At 49.4% G+C, this 17,525-nt stretch carries 15 protein-coding genes; 13 read left to right on the forward strand and 2 right to left on the reverse strand.

All coding sequences use genetic code 11. The features are described from left to right. The first annotated feature begins 236 nt into the window (after nucleotides 1-236). Together GON05_RS02580 and GON05_RS02585 are read left to right on the forward strand one after the other, a co-directional pair. Nucleotides 237-842 (forward strand): ArsR/SmtB family transcription factor, encoded by a 606-nt coding sequence (locus GON05_RS02580; protein ID WP_127453793.1) that lies wholly within the window; start codon nucleotides 237-239, stop codon nucleotides 840-842. Between the two features lie 13 nt (nucleotides 843-855). Next, nucleotides 856-1,971, forward strand: coding sequence for an aminopeptidase (locus tag GON05_RS02585; RefSeq protein WP_157317686.1), 1,116 nt, complete (start codon nucleotides 856-858; stop codon nucleotides 1,969-1,971). 158 nt (nucleotides 1,972-2,129) lie between these two features. On the opposite strand, the gene GON05_RS02590 is transcribed toward GON05_RS02585, so the two are convergent. Continuing rightward, nucleotides 2,130-2,981 (reverse strand): AraC family transcriptional regulator, encoded by an 852-nt coding sequence (locus tag GON05_RS02590; protein ID WP_127453789.1) that lies wholly within the window; start codon nucleotides 2,979-2,981, stop codon nucleotides 2,130-2,132. 156 nt (nucleotides 2,982-3,137) lie between these two features. Here GON05_RS02590 and GON05_RS02595 point away from each other — a divergent pair, with 156 nt between their 5' ends. From GON05_RS02595 to GON05_RS02635, 9 genes are all read left to right on the forward strand, one after another. Then, nucleotides 3,138-3,989, forward strand: coding sequence for a sugar phosphate isomerase/epimerase family protein (locus tag GON05_RS02595; RefSeq protein ID WP_157317687.1), 852 nt, complete (start codon nucleotides 3,138-3,140; stop codon nucleotides 3,987-3,989). 308 nt (nucleotides 3,990-4,297) lie between these two features. Beyond that, entirely contained in the window at nucleotides 4,298-5,875 is a 1,578-nt protein-coding gene (gene hutH / locus GON05_RS02600; RefSeq protein WP_246238776.1) for a histidine ammonia-lyase, read from the forward strand. 19 nt (nucleotides 5,876-5,894) lie between these two features. Then, on the forward strand, nucleotides 5,895-7,568 hold the full coding sequence (hutU, locus tag GON05_RS02605) for a urocanate hydratase (RefSeq protein WP_157317688.1): 1,674 nt from the start codon (nucleotides 5,895-5,897) through the stop codon (nucleotides 7,566-7,568). 11 nt (nucleotides 7,569-7,579) lie between these two features. Continuing rightward, on the forward strand, nucleotides 7,580-8,881 hold the full coding sequence (gene hutI / locus GON05_RS02610) for an imidazolonepropionase (protein WP_157317689.1): 1,302 nt from the start codon (nucleotides 7,580-7,582) through the stop codon (nucleotides 8,879-8,881). Further along, complete coding sequence (gene hutG / locus GON05_RS02615) at nucleotides 8,878-9,846, forward strand: formimidoylglutamase (RefSeq protein WP_157317690.1); 969 nt, start codon at nucleotides 8,878-8,880, stop codon at nucleotides 9,844-9,846. Before hutI ends, hutG begins: the two co-directional genes overlap by 4 nt. Nucleotides 9,847-10,028: 182 nt before the next feature. Continuing rightward, the gene (locus tag GON05_RS02620; RefSeq protein WP_157317691.1) at nucleotides 10,029-11,192 is read left to right on the forward strand and encodes a YecA family protein; all 1,164 of its coding nucleotides are present in this window, start codon (nucleotides 10,029-10,031) and stop codon (nucleotides 11,190-11,192) included. Nucleotides 11,193-11,658: 466 nt separating this feature from the next. After that, complete coding sequence (locus tag GON05_RS02625; RefSeq protein ID WP_157317692.1) at nucleotides 11,659-12,324, forward strand: TVP38/TMEM64 family protein; 666 nt, start codon at nucleotides 11,659-11,661, stop codon at nucleotides 12,322-12,324. A 40-nt stretch (nucleotides 12,325-12,364) separates the two neighbouring features. After that, nucleotides 12,365-13,069 carry a phosphatase PAP2 family protein gene (locus GON05_RS02630; RefSeq protein ID WP_157317693.1) on the forward strand — a complete coding sequence of 235 codons (705 nt, stop codon included), beginning with the start codon at nucleotides 12,365-12,367 and terminating at the stop codon, nucleotides 13,067-13,069. A gap of 196 nt (nucleotides 13,070-13,265) precedes the next feature. Continuing rightward, a complete protein-coding gene (locus tag GON05_RS02635; RefSeq protein ID WP_127453773.1) occupies nucleotides 13,266-14,288 on the forward strand; it encodes an LLM class flavin-dependent oxidoreductase in 1,023 nt (340 codons plus the stop codon). 30 nt (nucleotides 14,289-14,318) lie between these two features. Here GON05_RS02635 and GON05_RS02640 read toward each other — a convergent pair whose 3' ends face one another. After that, the gene (locus GON05_RS02640; RefSeq protein ID WP_157317694.1) at nucleotides 14,319-14,627 is read right to left on the reverse strand and encodes a hypothetical protein; all 309 of its coding nucleotides are present in this window, start codon (nucleotides 14,625-14,627) and stop codon (nucleotides 14,319-14,321) included. Between the two features lie 360 nt (nucleotides 14,628-14,987). Here GON05_RS02640 and GON05_RS02645 point away from each other — a divergent pair, with 360 nt between their 5' ends. Together GON05_RS02645 and GON05_RS02650 are read left to right on the forward strand one after the other, a co-directional pair. Continuing rightward, a complete protein-coding gene (locus tag GON05_RS02645; RefSeq protein WP_157317695.1) occupies nucleotides 14,988-16,157 on the forward strand; it encodes a WG repeat-containing protein in 1,170 nt (389 codons plus the stop codon). A 153-nt stretch (nucleotides 16,158-16,310) separates the two neighbouring features. Next, nucleotides 16,311-17,462, forward strand: coding sequence for a HupE/UreJ family protein (locus GON05_RS02650; protein ID WP_157317696.1), 1,152 nt, complete (start codon nucleotides 16,311-16,313; stop codon nucleotides 17,460-17,462). Nucleotides 17,463-17,525 lie beyond the last annotated feature (63 nt).

The following is a 17,525-nucleotide window of genomic DNA, read 5'->3' on the forward strand; positions in this document are numbered from 1 at the left end:
TACCATAGAGAATAAAGCTTAACTTCGTTAATTCGTTAACGCGTTGAAACATTTAAGTGAGGGGGATGTCGATGAGCATTGCAGAAACGGCAATTGACATGATTTCCTTTTCGCATTATGATACGGTTAAAAAGATTTGACCGTCGTTTAATTAATCTCGTAAGAGATTAAAAGTTGACCAACAGACGCTTATTTACACGGCAAAATTGGTACATGAGAGGGAGGTCGAATCCAGGATGAAGCTGCAACCGGTCTATATTATTGAAGAGTTAGAACAATTAAAAACGATAAGTGATCCACTGCGCGCCAAGGTGCTGCTTTATCTCATCGAGAAAGCGTATACCGGCCAACAATTGGCTAAACTATTAGGAATGGCGCGTGCCAAAGTACATTATCATTTGAATGAGCTGGAAAAGCATGGATTGATTTCAGTGATACGTACGGAACTCAAGAATGGTATCGTTCAAAAGTTTTACCGTGCCGTCGCGCGTGGCTTCGTGCCTAGTGAAGCGCTGCTCCCCTATGTTTCCGAGGTAGAGAACTACTACCGTGAGAGAACTTTGAGCGTGCTTGCGCGTGCCAGACGCAGAGCGATTAATGCCCCGGAAGAGGCGTTTCAAATCCCATCTGCAGACCGTGCGCATTGGCCAATTATTATGACGCAGGTTGAAGTCAAAATGAGCAAAGAAAAATATGCGGAATGGCTTAGAAAGTTTCGCGCGCTTATTTTTGAACTCGATTCTCAGCAGGAAGAGAATGGGGAATGGTTTTACTTGACGACAGTCGGCTTCCAGACGAATGAGCCGTCTTTTGACCCAGTGGATGAAGTAGAGAAGAAATAGAGGAGAGATAGAAATGTTAGATCCAAGATTAACGAAACTGGCTGATGTGCTTGTGAATTACTCAGTTAAAGCGCAGCCTGGTGAAAATATTTTGATCGAAGCTTACGGCATCGATAACGCGCTTGTCAAAGAACTCGTGAAAAAGATTCACGCAGCCGGCGCTCATCCTTATGTTAACGTGCGGGACCATGCGATCATTCGCCAACTTGTTATGGAAGGAACTGAAGCTCAAATGCAAACTTGGGCGGATGTGGATGCTTTCCAAATGAAGAAAATGCAAGGCTACATAGGCGTGCGCGGCGGAGCTAACATTTACGAGCTATCGGATATCCCGGCGGACCGGATGAAGCTTTACAATTCTATTTACTATCAACAAGTTCACTTTGATGTTCGTATAAAGGATACAAGATGGGTCGTTCTTCGTTACCCGACTTCTTCCATGGCGCAGCTGGCTAGCATGAGCACTGATGCATTCGAAGAGTTCTATTTCAACGTATGTACGATGGATTACGGCAAAATGTCCAAAGCGATGGACGCGCTGAAAGAACTGATGGATCGCACGGATAAAGTGCGTCTGGTGGGTCCTGGAACGGATTTGACGTTCTCGATCAAAGGAATCGGCGGCGTGAAATGCGACGGCGAATTGAACATTCCGGATGGCGAAGTTTACTCCGCACCGGTTCGTGATTCCGTGAACGGCGTTATTTCCTTTAATACACCTACACCGCATGACGGCTTTATTTTCGAAAACATCGTGCTTGAATTTGAAAATGGGAAAATCATTAAAGCGACTGCGAACGATACGGATCGCATTAATGAGATTTTCGATATGGATGAAGGCGCACGTTATGTTGGGGAATTCGCGATCGGCGTGAACCCGTTCATCCAGCATCCAATGAAAGATACGTTGTTCGACGAGAAAATCGACGGCAGCTTCCACTTCACACCAGGCAACTGCTATGACGATGCTTACAACGGCAACAAGTCCTCGCTGCACTGGGATATCGTGAACATCCAACGTCCGGAGTATGGCGGCGGCGAGATTTGGTTCGACGATGTGCTGATTCGCAAGGACGGCATTTTCGTTCTGCCTGAGCTTTTGCAGCTGAACCCGGAAAATTTGAAATAAGTTGAGTGATAAGGTCCTCTAGATCCCGCTGCACCTGTGCGGGGATGGGGGGCTTTTTGTTTTGTGGTTTAGCTACTGTATAGATGTTTTCAGCGTTAAAGCTGCAGATACGCGTACATAAAAACAGCCCCCGTCTATGACGAGGGCTGCGTGCGCAATCAGCCCCGCCGCTGCTGCGCCTGATATTGGCGCGGGGGAAGGCCGACCGCTTTTTTGAAGGTGCGGATGAAGTTGGAGTAGTCGTTGAAACCGGCCAACTGGCAAGTATCCGTGACCGTAGAGCCTTCACGGAGCAGCTGCTTCGCTTTGTTAATGCGCTTAAATAGAATATGCTCATGAATGGTGCTGCCTGTATGTTTTTTGAATAATCGGCAAAGATAGGAGCGATTCATAAACACAACATGCTCCAGCACCTCGAGCGACAGATCCTGATCCAGATTTTCGTCAATATACGTAAAAAGGGAGGACAGCTTATCAGGTATCATGACCTGATCCTCTTGTTTGCCTTGATTGAGGAAAATCCGGTTAATAAACACGAGCAGCTCGGTAAAAGCGGCCACAAATAAAATGTCCGATCCAGGCAACGCTTGAGGGCGCGTGTACAGCTCCATACGCTCGAATATTTTCAGGAAGTCATCAATTTGCTGTGGATTCAGACGCATCCGGTTTTGTTCGCCGAATTTGCGATTATTGAAGCAGTGCAGCAAATCAAACTGCGAAGAATTCAGGTTAGCGAGCAGCGCAGGATTAAAGTGGATGACGCAGTTCTCATACCGCTGTTTTTTGGATTGGAAATTAGGCCTGTGAAGCTCGTTGCTGTGCATGATTAACAGATCGCCATACTGCAAATGATAGACCTGCTTTTCGATAAAATAGTGAACATCCCCGGTTAGGAAAAAATAGATTTCATATTGATCCTGATGCTGATGGAAATCCATCGGCCGCGGCTCATTCGTCAAGGTATGGCGGAAATTGATCAACTGATGAAGATTTTGGTATAGATCCTGCATGAGAGGTTCTCCTCTATTAAACTGGAGTCAATATTAGCAAACTTTTGCCCAATTAATGCAATGAATACGTTTTTATTATACTGCAAAATAAAGAAGAGTTAAACAAACAAGCTATTCTACTTACAACGATGATCGATACTCTAAGGAGGATTCAATATGAAATTGTCTATTTTTACAGTAGCAACACCTGACTTAACACCTGAGGAACTGGCCAAGGCAGCAACAGCAGCAGGTATTGAAGGGATTGAATGGCGTTTTAAAGATACTCCGGCGGAAGTGGCTAACGAGAAGCCGTCTTTCTGGCGTAACAATCTTTGCTCCATTGATCCAAGTGCTTCCGATGAAGAATTGGAGCGTTTCAGACTCATTGCTGTTAACAATAACCTGGTGAATTTAAGCGTTACTCCTTACTTGAATGACTGCAATGTGGATGAAACTGAGCGTGTATTTAAAGCGGCGAAAAAAGTAGGAGCTTCTTTCATCCGTTGCGGAGTTCCTAATTATGATAAAAGCGTAAACTATAACGATTTGTTTGCAAAAGCTACGGACTATCTGCACCATGTGCAAGAGTTTTCGCAGCAATATGGGATCAAGGCGTTGGCTGAAATCCACCATAACACAATTACTCCAAGCGCGGGGCTGTCTCACCGCCTGGTTTCACAGTTCAATCCAGACCACATCGGCGTGCTGCATGATGCAGGCAACATGGTCCACGAAGGTTTCGAGAACTACCGCATGGGCCTTGAGCTGCTAGGGCCATACCTGGCACATGTGCATGTGAAAAATGCGCAATGGGTACCGACAGGTGAAACGCAAGACGGCATTAAGCTTTGGAAAAGCGAGTGGGCACCGATTGACGCGGGTATCGTGAACTGGAAACAGCTGCTGGTTGATTTGAAAGCAGTTGGATACGACGGCTACCTTGGCATCGAAGATTTCAGCGGTCAATACGGCTCGCAAGAAATGCTAAACAATTTCTCATCCAAAGTGAAAGAATGGTTAGCTTAAGTTTTTAGATAAAAGTCTCATTCGCTCAAGCAAAGGCGGGTGGGGCTTTTTTTGTGTGTGGATCTCAGTCTTTGGGCAATAAGCCATATTGACAGTCTGCGAACCCCCGTGTGACAATAAAGGAAGGTATAACAAAAGGCATAACAACAAAATAATTCAAAAGTGAGTGAGCGCGATGAGGGATCGGCTGAAGCAGGATACCGGACAATCGCATAAAACCCTCTTTTTTAAAATGGGACCGTATGGAAGAGAACATCTTCCGTACGGTCCCTTTCTTTTATTAAAGCGAGAAAGGGGTCTGAATAGACATGGCGATGATATATGAAGAGAAGCTGCAACAAGATGACGGAGGAGGTAAACCTCCGGTGAAATTAGATGGTGAGCAGTTGACGCCGGCATTAGTGGCAGCGGTTGCTTACGAAGGGGTGCCTGTGGCGCTGGAGGAAGAAGCGATGAAACGCGTGGTGAAGTGCCGCGCTATGGTGGAGGAGCTTGTCGCGACAGGCCAAGTGGTGTATGGCGTCACGACGGGCTTCGGGAAATTCAGCGACGTACACATTTCCCCGCAGGACGCGGTACAGCTGCAGCTCAATCTGATCCGCAGCCATGCTTGCGCGGTAGGCAGGCCGCTGCCGGAACCAACCGTGCGGGCGTTGATGCTGCTGCGCGCAAATGCGCTGGCCAAAGGGCACTCCGGCATCCGTCCGGAAACGCTGCAGCTGCTGGTCGATTGCATCAATGGTGGCGTGCATCCTATTGTGCCGGAGCAGGGCTCGCTAGGCGCAAGCGGGGACTTGGCGCCGCTGTCTCATCTGGCGCTCGTGCTGATGGGCGAAGGCGAGGCCATCTACCAAGGGCAGCGCCTACCGGGTGCTCTGGCGCTTGCCAAAGCAGGCCTGAAGCCGATTACGCTTCAGGCAAAAGAAGGGCTTGCTTTGATCAACGGCACGCAGATTATGGCTTCGATCGGCACGTTAGCGTTCGTCAAAGCGGAGCGCCTCGCACGGATCGCGGATGTCATCGCGGCGATGACGGTGGAGTGCTTGCGCGGCATCCCGGACGCTTATGCCGATGAAGTGCAGCGCGTTCGTCCTTACCCGGAGCAGATCGGGGTAGCGGGTAACCTGCGCACGCTGCTGCAAGGCAGCAAGCTGACGACGCGTCAGGGCGAGATCCGCGTGCAGGACGCCTATTCCTTGCGCTGCTTGCCGCAGGTTCACGGTGCGACGCGCCAAGTTCTTGGTTATGCGGGAGACAAGATCGCCATAGAGATTAATTCAGCGACAGATAATCCGTTACTATTCGTGGATAAAGGACTTGTCATTTCCGGAGGCAATTTCCACGGGCAGCCGATTGCTTTTGCGATGGATTTTCTGAAAATCGGCATGAGCGAGCTTGCGAACATTTCCGAACGCCGCACGGAGCGGCTGGTGAATCCGGCATTGTCCGGCGGACTGCCTGCTTTTCTCAGCCATAACCCTGGTGTCGGCTCCGGCATGATGATTACACAGTATGTCAGCGCATCGCTTGTGTCGGAGAATAAAGTGCTGGCTCACCCCTCCAGCGTAGATTCCATCCCGTCTTCGGCGAATCAGGAGGACCATGTGTCGATGGGGACAACGGCAGCGCGCCATGCGGCCCAAGTGATCGACAATGTGTCGAAGGTGCTGGCGATCGAACTGATTTGTGCTGCTGAAGCCGCTGAGTTCATCGGGGCGGAAGGTCTTGCCCCAGCCACTCGCGTGCTGTACGACAAACTGCGAGCACTCGTCCCGCCCGTGATTGAGGATCGCTCCACCTCTCGTGAGATTGAGGAAGTAGCTGCTGCGCTGCTGGAAGGCGAATGGCTGCGAGCCGTTGAGGCAGTTACAGGTTCGTTATTTTAAAATCAAAGGAGATGCTGATATGACGAATGCTAACCACGGAAAAAGAGTAATCCGCGCCCCTCGAGGCACAGACTTATCCTGCAAAGGCTGGGTGCAGGAAGCGGCGATGCGCATGTTGATGAACAATCTGGACCCTGAGGTCGCAGAGCGCCCGGAGGATCTTGTGGTTTATGGTGGTATCGGCAAAGCAGCACGAAATTGGCCGGCGTTTGACGCTATCGTTCGTGAGCTCCAACGTTTGGACAACGATGAAACTTTGCTCATTCAATCGGGCAAACCGGTAGGTGTTTTCAAAACGCACGAGCGGGCACCACGTGTCCTACTGTCCAACTCGGTGCTCGTTCCCAAATGGGCCAATTGGGAGCATTTCCGCGAGCTGGAAGCGAAGGGGCTGATGATGTATGGCCAAATGACAGCGGGCAGCTGGATCTACATCGGTACTCAGGGCATTCTGCAAGGCACCTACGAAACGTTCGCGGAAGCGGCCAGACAGCATGCAGGAGGTACGCTGCAAGGTACGCTGACCCTGACAGCCGGTCTTGGCGGCATGGGCGGCGCGCAGCCTCTGGCGGTTACGATGAATGAAGGCGTCGTCATCGCCGTGGAAGTCGATCGCAACCGGATCGAGCGCCGTATTCAAACCCGCTATTGCGATGTGCTCGCGGAAACATTGGATGAAGCGCTTCTCCTCGCCGAGAAAGCGATGACAGCCGGGAAGCCGCTCTCCATCGGACTTCTGGGCAATGCGTCAGAGGTGTACCCGGAATTTGTGCGGCGCGGGATTAAGCCGCATTTTGTAACGGATCAGACTTCGGCACATGACCCGCTTATCGGATATATCCCTGCCGGGATGACGCTGGAGGAAGCGGTGGAACTCCGGCAGCGGAATCCGGAAACGTATGTGCAGCTTTCCAAAAGCAGCATGGCCCAGCATGTGCAAGCAATGCTTGATCTGCAAAAGATGGGTTCCATTGTATTCGACTATGGCAACAACATTCGTCAGGTTGCGTTCGATCAAGGTGTCGCGAATGCTTTTGATTTCCCTGGCTTTGTTCCTGCGTATATCCGACCGCTGTTCTGTGAAGGGAAAGGTCCGTTCCGCTGGGTCGCGCTTTCCGGCGATCCGGAGGACATTCGCAAAACCGATGAGCTCGTGCTGCGCCTCTTCCCGGACAATGCCCATTTGCATCGTTGGATTAAAATGGCGGGCGAACGCGTCGCCTTCCAAGGGCTGCCGGCGCGGATCTGCTGGCTGGGCTATGGCGAGCGCGAGAAATTCGGGCACGCGCTTAACGAGATGGTCCGCAGCGGAGAGCTGAAGGCGCCGATTGTTATCGGGCGCGATCATCTGGATTGCGGCTCCGTTGCTTCGCCGAATCGGGAAACGGAAGCGATGAAGGATGGCTCTGATGCCGTTGGCGACTGGGCGATATTGAATGCTTTAATCAATACGTCAGCAGGTGCCTCTTGGGTTTCTATTCACCACGGCGGCGGCGTTGGCATGGGGTATTCGCTTCACGCAGGCATGGTCGTGGTGGCGGATGGAACGGAAGCAGCGGCAGAGAGGCTGCGTAGTGTGCTGACCTCAGACCCTGGCATGGGTGTTATCCGCCATGTGGATGCCGGGTATGACGAAGCGATCGAAACGGCGGAGAAACACGGCATCCGCATCCCGATGCGCGAGCAGGAATAGGAGGAGCGAAGATGGAACGAATTGATTTGCTCCTCACCGGTATAGGCAGTTTGGTGACCCCGCAGGGAAATAAACCGTGCTACGGGGAGTCCATGAAAGAGGTTTGTGAGATCAAGGATGCGGTAATCGCCATTAGGCAGGGGAGAATTGCTTGGTTCGGACCGGCGAGTGTGTTTCAAGACCAGTTTGCAGGGAGCCAAGTAGCGGTGAAGCTGGACATCGGCGGACGGCTGGTCACGCCCGGTCTCGTTGATCCGCATACCCATCTCGTGCATGCGGGTTCTCGTGAGCATGAGCTGGCGCTAAAGCGGTCGGGTGTTCCGTATTTGGACATTTTGGCGCAGGGAGGGGGCATTCTTCATACGGTCAGATCTACACGCGCGGCAAGCGAGCAGGAGCTGTATGAGAAGGCGCGCCGCAGCCTCAACGAAATGCTGCTGAATGGCGTTACAACTGTTGAAGCGAAGAGTGGCTATGGTCTCTCATTAGAAGCGGAATTAAAGCAGCTGCGCGTTGCCAAACGTTTGGACGCGACACACGCTGTTGATGTTGTATCCACATTTATGGGGGCGCATGCGGTGCCTGAGGAGTATAAGGGGCGACGCGAGGCGTTCGTCGATGCTATTGTGGGCGACATGCTGCCTAAAGTAGCGGAAGAGGGCCTTGCCGAGTTTTGCGACGTGTTTTGCGAAAATGGCGTTTTCTCTGTTGAGGAGTCGCGTCGTATTTTAACGGAAGCGCAGCGTCTGGGGCTGCGTGCGAAAATTCACGCGGACGAAATTGTTCCGCTCGGTGGTGCCGAGTTGGCGGGAGAGGTAGGCGCAGTATCCGCCGAGCATTTGCTGGCGGCAACGGATAAGGGGCTTGCGGCTCTGGCTGAGAGCGGCGTTATCCCGGTGCTGCTGCCGGGCACATCGTTCAATCTCGGTCTAGCCACGCATGCGCGTGCCCGTGACATGATCGACAGGTACGGCCTGCCGGTAGCCCTGTCCACGGACTATAACCCCGGCTCCTGTCCGACGGAGTCGATACAGCTTATCATGATGCTGGCGTCGCTGTATTTGAAAATGACGCCAGAGGAAATTCTGACCGCCTGCACGATTAACGCGGCGAATGCGCTGGGGCGCGGGGATGTTATTGGATCGATCGAGGTGGGCAAATGCGCGGATCTAGCGATTTTTGATGCGCCTAACATTGCCTATCTCCCGTATCATTTTGGGATCAACCACACATATGGTGTGATAAAAAACGGGAAACCCACCGTTTGGAACCGCCAGCTTGTGGCGGCGACAGAGGAGGAGGAAGCGTTATGAGTGATGAGATTCCTTATTTGAAATCGCCCGATCAAGCTGCGTTTCGTGATCATATGGAAACCAAAGTCGCCCAGTGGATCCGCCCTTGGGACGGCCATGAGGAGCTGCTTGCAGGGATTGTCGGCGTACCTTTATCCAAGTCGTCGATCTCGCATTCGGGCGCTTCAACGACCCCTGCCACAGTTCGTGCGGCGTTCAAGTCTTTTACGACCTATTCGATGGAATATGGCGTCGATTTGCAGGATTTGGCCGTCCGTGACCTCGGCGATATCCAGATGCATGTGACCGACATCGCGGAATGTCATCGACGTATCGAGGATAGTCTCCGGGTGCTGTACAAGGAGCAGCCTAACTTGATCCCGATTATTGTTGGCGGCGATCATTCGACGAGCTGTCCGTCGCTCAAAGCCTTTGCTGACCGTCATCCGGGCCAGAAGGTGGGCATCATTCATTTTGACGCGCATCATGATGTACGTAATTTCGAGGATGGCGGGGTGACGAATGGTACGCCGTTTCGCGGCATCCTGGAGTCCGGTGTGGTTCACGGACCTGACATCGTGCAAATCGGAATCCGCGGATTCATGAACTCTAAGCCATATCATGACTATGTGAAGAGCAAAGGCGTACACGTGTATACCTCAAGGGATGTAAGACGTATGGGGATTGATGCCGTGCTGGATGAAGCGATAGGACTTGCCGGGAAAAATACGGATGTGCTGTATGTGAGTTTTGATGTTGACGTGATCGATCAAGCCTATGCACCGGGCTGCCCGGCTATCGGCACCGGCGGGATGAACCCATGGGACGCTATGGATGCCCTTTATCGTTTAGGAGCGCTTCCGAAGGTGCAGGGGCTGGATTTTGTCTGCATTGATCCGACTGTGGACCTCCGCAATGTGACATCGCGTTTGGCGGTTCAATTCATGCTCAGCTTCCTGGCGGGAGTGGCTGCTCGTCCAATTTAACTGGGTTAGTAATGTTTTGCAAGGCACTTGCCGATAAGTTGGTAAGTGCCTTTTTCATGGCTAATTCGTTAACTTTTATGGAAACTAGTGGGAAACTCTATCGCAAACGGCTGATAAATTGTACAATGGTAGGATGTCATTAAAAGTTGAAGTTGTTTTTCTTTTCGGAAAGGATGAAGAAAATGGACAAGCGCAAGAGCGCCAAAAAACAGAATGAGGCTTATGTAGGGGAGGAGTTTGGACCCGAGCTTACAATTCCGCTTTCACTCGCTGACTGTCTTGTTCGATTAACGAAAGGCGATCTTACGGAAATTCGGACTAATTTGGAGATTAAAGGGGTAAGCACTTTAAAGAAACAGGATCTAGCTATGGCATTGGTAGAGCATATTCCAAACGCGCTGCCAAGTTTATTTTTTAAATTCGATGATAAACGTTATCAAATTATGAAACAAATTGCTGGGCGCGGCGGCGTTGCCCCTAGTACGCTGATTGATGTAGATCAGATTTCTTATTATGTGGAGCGAGGGCTGCTTTTCCTTGGCAGGCACAATGGGAAACCTGTCATAGCCATGCCGAAGGAAGTGCGTGAAAGCTTTCAAAAGCTGGACTACAAATACTTCCGCGAGAAGTTCCAAAGAAATGCGGAATGGATTAAGCTCACGAACGGCCTTTTGTATTATTATGGTCATCTCAGTATCGAAGAGCTGCATAACCTCGTTGAGAGCTATACGGGGACGGAAGTGTACTGGCAAGAGTACTCAGCTGTTATAGAGGATTCGCTTGTGTTTTATATGCAAATTAGCCCAGACTCCAGAGGCTATCATAATATTCTATTGAACAACCCGAAACAAGTGCAGCAGGAGCAGGAGTCCCGATTGAGTGTCTCCCTGTATCCTTTCACCAAAGAGCAGCTTCTGGCTGCTGGGGAGAAAGATTTTGTGGATCGGACTCCAGCGCACAAAGCTTTCGTGGACTTCATTCGCAAAAACTATACGATTTCGTTTGAAGAGGCGGACTTTATCGTAGAGGATTGTGGGGATCATATTCGCAACGGAGCAACGCCGGGTTTTCTGCTTCAATCGATCCAACAAGATCTTGAAATCAACGACTTAGAGCTGACAAGAAGCTTTATGAATCACATTGCAGCTTTGAATAATACGACAAGGCAATGGATTCTCAAGGGTTATTCGCCGAATGAGTTATCTCCTGCCAAACCGCTAGCTGTACTCCAGCAACCTCCTGCTGTGGCAGATGTCATTGACATGAAAACACGCACGAAAGTAGGCAGGAACGATCCTTGCCCGTGCGGAAGCGGTAAGAAGTTTAAGAAGTGCTGTGCGGGTTAAGCATTAGCGGAAGCAACTTGGCTTAAAAATTGAGAAAACCGTTGAGACGATTTGTCTTGGCGGTTTTTTTGGCATTGGGTTGGGCCACTCAAGAAAATTGTTGCAATCGCTTGAGTGGTTCCTCCCTGGCCAGCGACGGGAACTACAGGGCTCTATTTCATCCGGAATAGGCCCTACTTCGCACGGAGAGGAACTGTGGGACTCTATTTGTCCGTTTCCTTAAAGAAAACGGGCTTAGTGGTCAAATAAGGCCCTGTAGTTCCGCATGAACGTGGAAACGGGCTGAATTTGATAGAATAGGGGCCTCTAGTTCCTTTATCCTCGCACAACAATTCCAACCAGCCTCTTAGCCCCACACTGCGAAGCCTTGTAGCTGCCAATAAGCAAAAGCGCCAAATTGTTGATATTGCCCCTTCGGTTTTGTAAGATGGAAGTCAAATAAGACTGTGCCGAAAGGAGGCAGCCAATGCCGCGCTCAAAGTCGCTTTGGTTATTAGTGGGATGGTTTCTGGCTGCTGGAGCGGGTTTGCTCGTTCTGCAGTGGACCGGAGTATGGGCTCGCTTGGATTTAAGTCGAGTGACGGAATGGCTGCGGCATTCAGGCCTGCTAGGCGGGCTTTTGTACATTATTGTTTACACGCTGCGTCCTTTGGTATTGTTTCCGGCAACGCCGTTGACGCTGTATGGGGGCTATGTGTTTGGCGCTTTTTGGGGGACGGTCTACGATATCATTGGAGCCGGTGCCGGTGCGATGCTTTCTTTTTATATAACGCGAAAATGGGGCAGAAATGGCTTTCAACGGATTTTACGCAATAAGAAGCTGCAATCTTTTGATCAGAAAGCTGAAGAGAAAGGGTTCATGGTCGTCTTGTACATGCGCTTGATGCCTTTTTTTCCGTTTGACGGTGTCAGCTACGGGGCCGGGCTTTCCAAAATTCGTTTTTGGGACTACACATGGGGGACGCTCATTGGTATAATTCCAGGAGCAGTGGTCTACAACGTGTTTGGCGCATCACTGCAAGATATTGGATCTGGCAAATTTTATGCAGCCGTCGGGATGTACATCCTATTTGCATTAATTCCGCTGCTGCTCAAAAAAAGACAGTCGATACGGGCTCGCAAACGGGCCTGACGAATAAGGAAATCTAGCGATCATCAGAGGGGAAATCAGCATGCAGGGGAAACCATTATACAAAGATTTTTTCTGGGGGTTAGGGGCGGCATGCGTGCTGCTAATTGGCTTTGTTATCTTATGGCAGAGCCTGTCGTCCAGTTGGTTACAAACATTTGATGCAGGAATTAGCAGGGCTATTCAGTCACTTCGAAGTGAAGGGCTAACGCCAATTGTTATTTTTATTACTACACTCGGAAAAGCAAAAGCAGAAAGCATCGTTTTCGTAGTGGTTGCTGCAATCTTGTTGTTTAAATGGAAACAGAGATGGGAGACACTAGTGCTGTTCATAGGTGTTCTGGCTACGTGGGGGCTTAACATCTTGATTAAAGGATTAATTGAACGCAAACGCCCTGCAGGACCGTGGCTCATTGAGGAGACAGGTTTCAGCTTCCCTAGCGGCCATGCGATGGTGTCTATTTTATTTTACGGATTGATAGGCTACTTAATATGGATCAATGTACGTAGCGGATGGAAGGCAGCATGGCTGGTACCGGTTGTGACTGTTGTATTTGTTCTGTGCATTGGAGCAAGCCGGATTTATTTGGGCGTTCATTATCCCAGCGATGTGCTGGCTGGATTCACAGTGGGCGGCGCAGCGCTGAGTGGATGCATTCTGGCCATTCATCGTATTACAGATCGTAAAGCTCGCGTGCAGCAAGGAATGAACCGGTCAAATCGGCCAGGCTACAACTATCCTGCATAGACGAGATGAGGTTTATTTACAAAAAAGTAAGGCATAAAATGATGCCAAAGTCATAAACTTTTAGTAAGTAAGAGGATCACTAAAGACATAGTTCACATCGGGGACAACGCCTTCCAGGGGTTCGTCCTTTTTCTTTTGCTTCCAGGACGTTGTATAATTAATCCATCGGCAGATGACTCAGAAAGAAGGGATGACTATGCTGAAACTAAGTATTCTTGATCAATCACCGGTTTCTTCCGGTTTTACGCATAGCGATGCGCTGCAGCAGACGATTCAGCTGGCGCAGTTGGCTGATCGCCTAGGCTACACGAGATTCTGGGTGTCGGAGCATCATAACTCGCAAGGGCTCGCCGGCTCTTCTCCGGAGGTGCTGCTCTCGACTTTAGCGGCGCGCACAAGCCGCATCAGGCTCGGCTCAGGCGGCGTGCTGCTGCCGCATTACAGCTCCTACAAGGTCGCGGAGAACTTCCGGATGCTCGAAGCGTTGTATCCGGGGCGTATCGACCTTGGTATCGGGCGTGCACCGGGCGGCACGCCGCACACGGCCAAAGCGCTGAGAGGGGTCAGCGCTGATCTGTTCGAAGGACTTGAGCGGTTCCCGGCGCAAGTCACGGATCTTCTCGGGTTCCTCACCGATTCGGTGGAACCCGGGCATGTGTTCGAGGGCATCCGCGCCACCCCGATGGTGGCTGGAGTGCCCCAGGTGTGGCTGCTCGGCTCCACCGGGCAGAGCGGGGTGTACGCCTCGCAGGCAGGCGCAGCGTTCTGCTTCGCGCACTTCATTAACGGCGCGGGCGGACAGCATGCGGTGCGCAGCTACCGCAGCTCGTTCAAACCGTCCGCGCTTAATGTCGTGCCGCAGGCGACGGTATGCATCTATGTGCTCTGCGCCGAAACGCAGGCAGAGGCGGAGGAACTCGCCGGTTCCATCGATTTGCGCATTCTGCAAATGGAAAAAGGCGAGTTCACCGGAGTGAAATCGCCTGAAGAAGCGGCTAACTATGTTTACTCGGATTGGGATCAAACGCGAGTAAGAGATAATCGGTCCCGGATGATTATCGGAGATCCAGGGCAAGTTCGGGAACAAATGCTGAACTTGGCTGACAGCTACCAGGTGGATGAAGTCATGGTCGTTGCCGGCGGTTACCTGCCTGAGACGAGACAGCGGACGATTGAGCTGCTGGCCGAAGCTTTTGATCTCGCAGCAATTAAGGTCTGATTTCCTTTAGGGTGTTAACGGTTTAGGGGGTTAACGACTTCGTTTGTTCCTTTTATCGATCTCCTGTGTCACGATGAACGCAAGTTCCTCGTTGCCGAAGAGAGACAGCACGCCTAATACGGTGTGATCCGCCACTTCGCCGGCCTCCTCTTTGGGAACCGTTAGATCAAGAGCTTGCTGAAGTGAGGCATTGTCCTCTTGATCCGGATAAGCAGCACGATAAAGTGCTGCCGGGTCTAAATCATGATTGATACACCATTGGGCAAAAACGAGAATCATCATATGCTCCTCGCGTTTATAGTTCTCGATCATCTGTTCTTCTAATTGTTTTTTATTCATGCTAGGTAAACATCTCCTTCAACTACTTTTCGACTTAATGGAATGGATGGGTTCATTATAGCGAAAGATCAGGTGCAATCACAATGATTAAGAATGACTTCGCTGCACGTTAGCATTGCATGGCATTTATAGTGGTATCACGAGCGCATTCGTCCCTTCGAGTGCGCTCTTTTTGCATTTATTTCAGATTCGGTATAAGGGGTCTGTTGAGTCATTCCAGTTTTTGTCAGATTATGTCGAATCCTTTACCAAAGCTTATCATGACGCTTATGCAGCCAAAACAAAAATTAATAGAATGAAGTAGTAATAGATTTTGCTCGTTACATTCAGAAAGGATAATTAAAATTGAAAAATAGACTAATGAAGAAAAGTAACATATGGGTGCCAATTATCATTTTAATTATGGTAGCGATAATCATAGGTGTTTTAGCTGTAAACAAGAAGAACAATGAAAAGACATTATTATATCCGATACAAGTTGATGGAAAATGGGGCTATATAAATAAAAGTGGGAAGATTGTTGTAGAACCAACTTACGCATGGGCCGATGATTTTCATGATGGTGTCGCCGTTGTTCTATTAAATAATAATTCAGATGGCAGCAAACAGACGATGGAACAAGATAGTGTAAAATATGGCGCCATTGATACTACAGGAAAAATGGTAGTAAAGCCGGATTATTCCTATATCACCAAGTATAACGAAGGTGTAGCCGGGGCGATTCAAGTAGATGCGATGACGTATGATCTTACCTATTTCATCTTGGATAGTAAGGGTAAGGTTTTATACACGTTACCTCCTGAAATGCAGATCGTTTCCATGCTGTTCAATGGAACGGGTTTGCAGACGCAAAGTGAAGGTCTGATATTAGTGCAAGACGATAAAACCGAAATGTACGGGTACATTGATCGCTATGGGAAAATGATTATTCCAGTTCAATATCATGAAGCTAGCAGCTTTTCAGATGGCTTAGCTATCGTAAAGGATGACAAGCACTACCAGTATATCGACAAAACAGGAAAAGTGATGATTGACGCTAGTAAATATGTCTCCGGCAAAAGCTTCTCGGGTGGATTAGCAGCCGTAGCTGTGCAGAATAAGGATCGGTCCACTGTTGAGTACGGATATATTGATACAAAGGGCAACATGAAGATAGAGCCTAAATATGCAAGGGCATATGATTTTTCAGAAGGGCTTGCAAAGGTATGTGTTGGCGAAAGTATCAACCAATATTCAATAGGATATATAGATGAAACAGGAGCCTATAAAATTGGCCCTACTTTAAATGATAGCTATGATGAAACGCTGATATCAGAGGGCTTAGCTCCCATTGCTGATGGGGCTGGCGGGTATATGAATAAGGAAGGGAAAGTAAGTATTGCTCCGGTAATTACGAAAGATGAGAGCAACTATTTAAAGCGCAATGTGGCCGGAGAATTTAGAAGTGGCATTGCCAAGGTAAGCTTGTCCGATGGAAGGATTGGATATATCGATAGAATTGGAAAATATATCTGGAACCCTCGTAAATAACTGGACATTGGAAAGTTTTCAACTATTGAACTTAATAATTTAATTACAAGCATTTGACTTGGATATAACAATTGAATGATAGATTTGGTAAGCATCGAATATTACTACCGATTTCTGCAGAACTAGAAGCAGAAACAGAAAAGGAGGGCATATATGGCGGTTTGTCGATGGCGTTTCTTTCTATCAATTTTCATGGCGCTAATTGTGCTTCTGTCCATTGATCATCGAGCGGATGCTCATGCCTACAGCGCGACCTATTCGACATTGGAATTTTATAAATCCAAGACGGAGCTTACTTATGCACTCGATGACTTATCGGTCATAGAGCTTGTAGGTGGCGATACCAATCATGATGGAACACTCGATTCTGAGGAATTCGCTGCAGTGGATCAGAAGTTGCTGACGGTTCTGCAGAGCAACCTCGTTGTCAAAATTAACGGAGAAGCCGCAGCGTGGCCCCAACTTGAGAGTTTCGGTATGTACCGAAAAAGGGCAATTATGAAGATCTCCTTCCCACCGGTAGGGGCATCCCAGTCGATCCAGCTGACCGATCAGTTGTATTTAAATGACACAGCGAGTAATTACGTAAATCTGATGACGATTTATTACGGAGCTCAGAAAAGCACAGCCGCACTTTCGGGTAACAACCGGACCTGGACGCAGCAAATGACGGAAAATGATTTCGCCGGATTGCAGTCGGGCGATACAACGCCTCAGCCGCAAAAGCCTGAGGAGGAAGCTTCGTCAAGCAAGATGGACGGTTGGTTTTCTTTTTTCGTGCTGGGCATGAATCATATTTTATCGGGATACGATCATCTTTTGTTCTTATTCTCCTTGCTCATCGCAAGGCAAACGTTCAAGCAGTATGCGGGGACGATTACAGCGTTCACGATCGCGCATAGTATTACCTTGGCTTTGACAGTCACAGGTGTTATCCATATCTCCTCCCGTATTGTGGAGCCGGCCATTGCGCTGAGCATTTGTTATGTCGCTTTGGACAACTTGATTCGCAAGAAAATCAGCTACCGATGGGTATTGACCTTCTTTTTCGGGATGATCCATGGGATGGGTTTTGCGGACATTTTGACAGAAATGAACATTCCGAAGAGCGAATTGGCTGTTGATCTGATTAGTTTTAATGTCGGCATTGAAACCGTTCAGGTAATCATTGTTGCTGTGCTACTGCCCGCGTTAGCTCTTCTTTATCGCTGGAAGCACTCGAGGCACGTGGCTGTTGCCTGCTCTGCTCTAGCCCTGGTGCTAGGCGGACTGTGGCTTGTCGAACGGGTAATTTCTAATGTTTAACCATTATTTGGATTATTTATTAACCTTTGTTTAATTAGATTTTCAAGGAAACGAGATGACAAG

Origin of the sequence: Paenibacillus anseongensis (assembly GCF_009757995.1) — a bacterium.
Lineage (GTDB): Bacteria > Bacillota > Bacilli > Paenibacillales > NBRC-103111 > Paenibacillus_E > Paenibacillus_E chondroitinus.

Coding starts and splice junctions, on each gene's coding strand:
- GON05_RS02635 (WP_127453773.1), top strand. CDS start 13,266: ATGCTGAAACTAAGTATTCTTGATCAATCACCGGTTTCTTCCGGTTTT.
- GON05_RS02590 (WP_127453789.1), bottom strand. CDS start 2,981: ATGCAGGATCTATACCAAAATCTTCATCAGTTGATCAATTTCCGCCAT.
- GON05_RS02595 (WP_157317687.1), top strand. CDS start 3,138: ATGAAATTGTCTATTTTTACAGTAGCAACACCTGACTTAACACCTGAG.
- GON05_RS02650 (WP_157317696.1), top strand. CDS start 16,311: ATGGCGGTTTGTCGATGGCGTTTCTTTCTATCAATTTTCATGGCGCTA.
- GON05_RS02585 (WP_157317686.1), top strand. CDS start 856: ATGTTAGATCCAAGATTAACGAAACTGGCTGATGTGCTTGTGAATTAC.
- GON05_RS02640 (WP_157317694.1), bottom strand. CDS start 14,627: ATGAATAAAAAACAATTAGAAGAACAGATGATCGAGAACTATAAACGC.
- GON05_RS02620 (WP_157317691.1), top strand. CDS start 10,029: ATGGACAAGCGCAAGAGCGCCAAAAAACAGAATGAGGCTTATGTAGGG.
- GON05_RS02645 (WP_157317695.1), top strand. CDS start 14,988: ATGAAGAAAAGTAACATATGGGTGCCAATTATCATTTTAATTATGGTA.
- hutU (WP_157317688.1), top strand. CDS start 5,895: ATGACGAATGCTAACCACGGAAAAAGAGTAATCCGCGCCCCTCGAGGC.
- GON05_RS02625 (WP_157317692.1), top strand. CDS start 11,659: ATGCCGCGCTCAAAGTCGCTTTGGTTATTAGTGGGATGGTTTCTGGCT.
- GON05_RS02580 (WP_127453793.1), top strand. CDS start 237: ATGAAGCTGCAACCGGTCTATATTATTGAAGAGTTAGAACAATTAAAA.
- hutH (WP_246238776.1), top strand. CDS start 4,298: ATGGCGATGATATATGAAGAGAAGCTGCAACAAGATGACGGAGGAGGT.
- hutG (WP_157317690.1), top strand. CDS start 8,878: ATGAGTGATGAGATTCCTTATTTGAAATCGCCCGATCAAGCTGCGTTT.
- hutI (WP_157317689.1), top strand. CDS start 7,580: ATGGAACGAATTGATTTGCTCCTCACCGGTATAGGCAGTTTGGTGACC.
- GON05_RS02630 (WP_157317693.1), top strand. CDS start 12,365: ATGCAGGGGAAACCATTATACAAAGATTTTTTCTGGGGGTTAGGGGCG.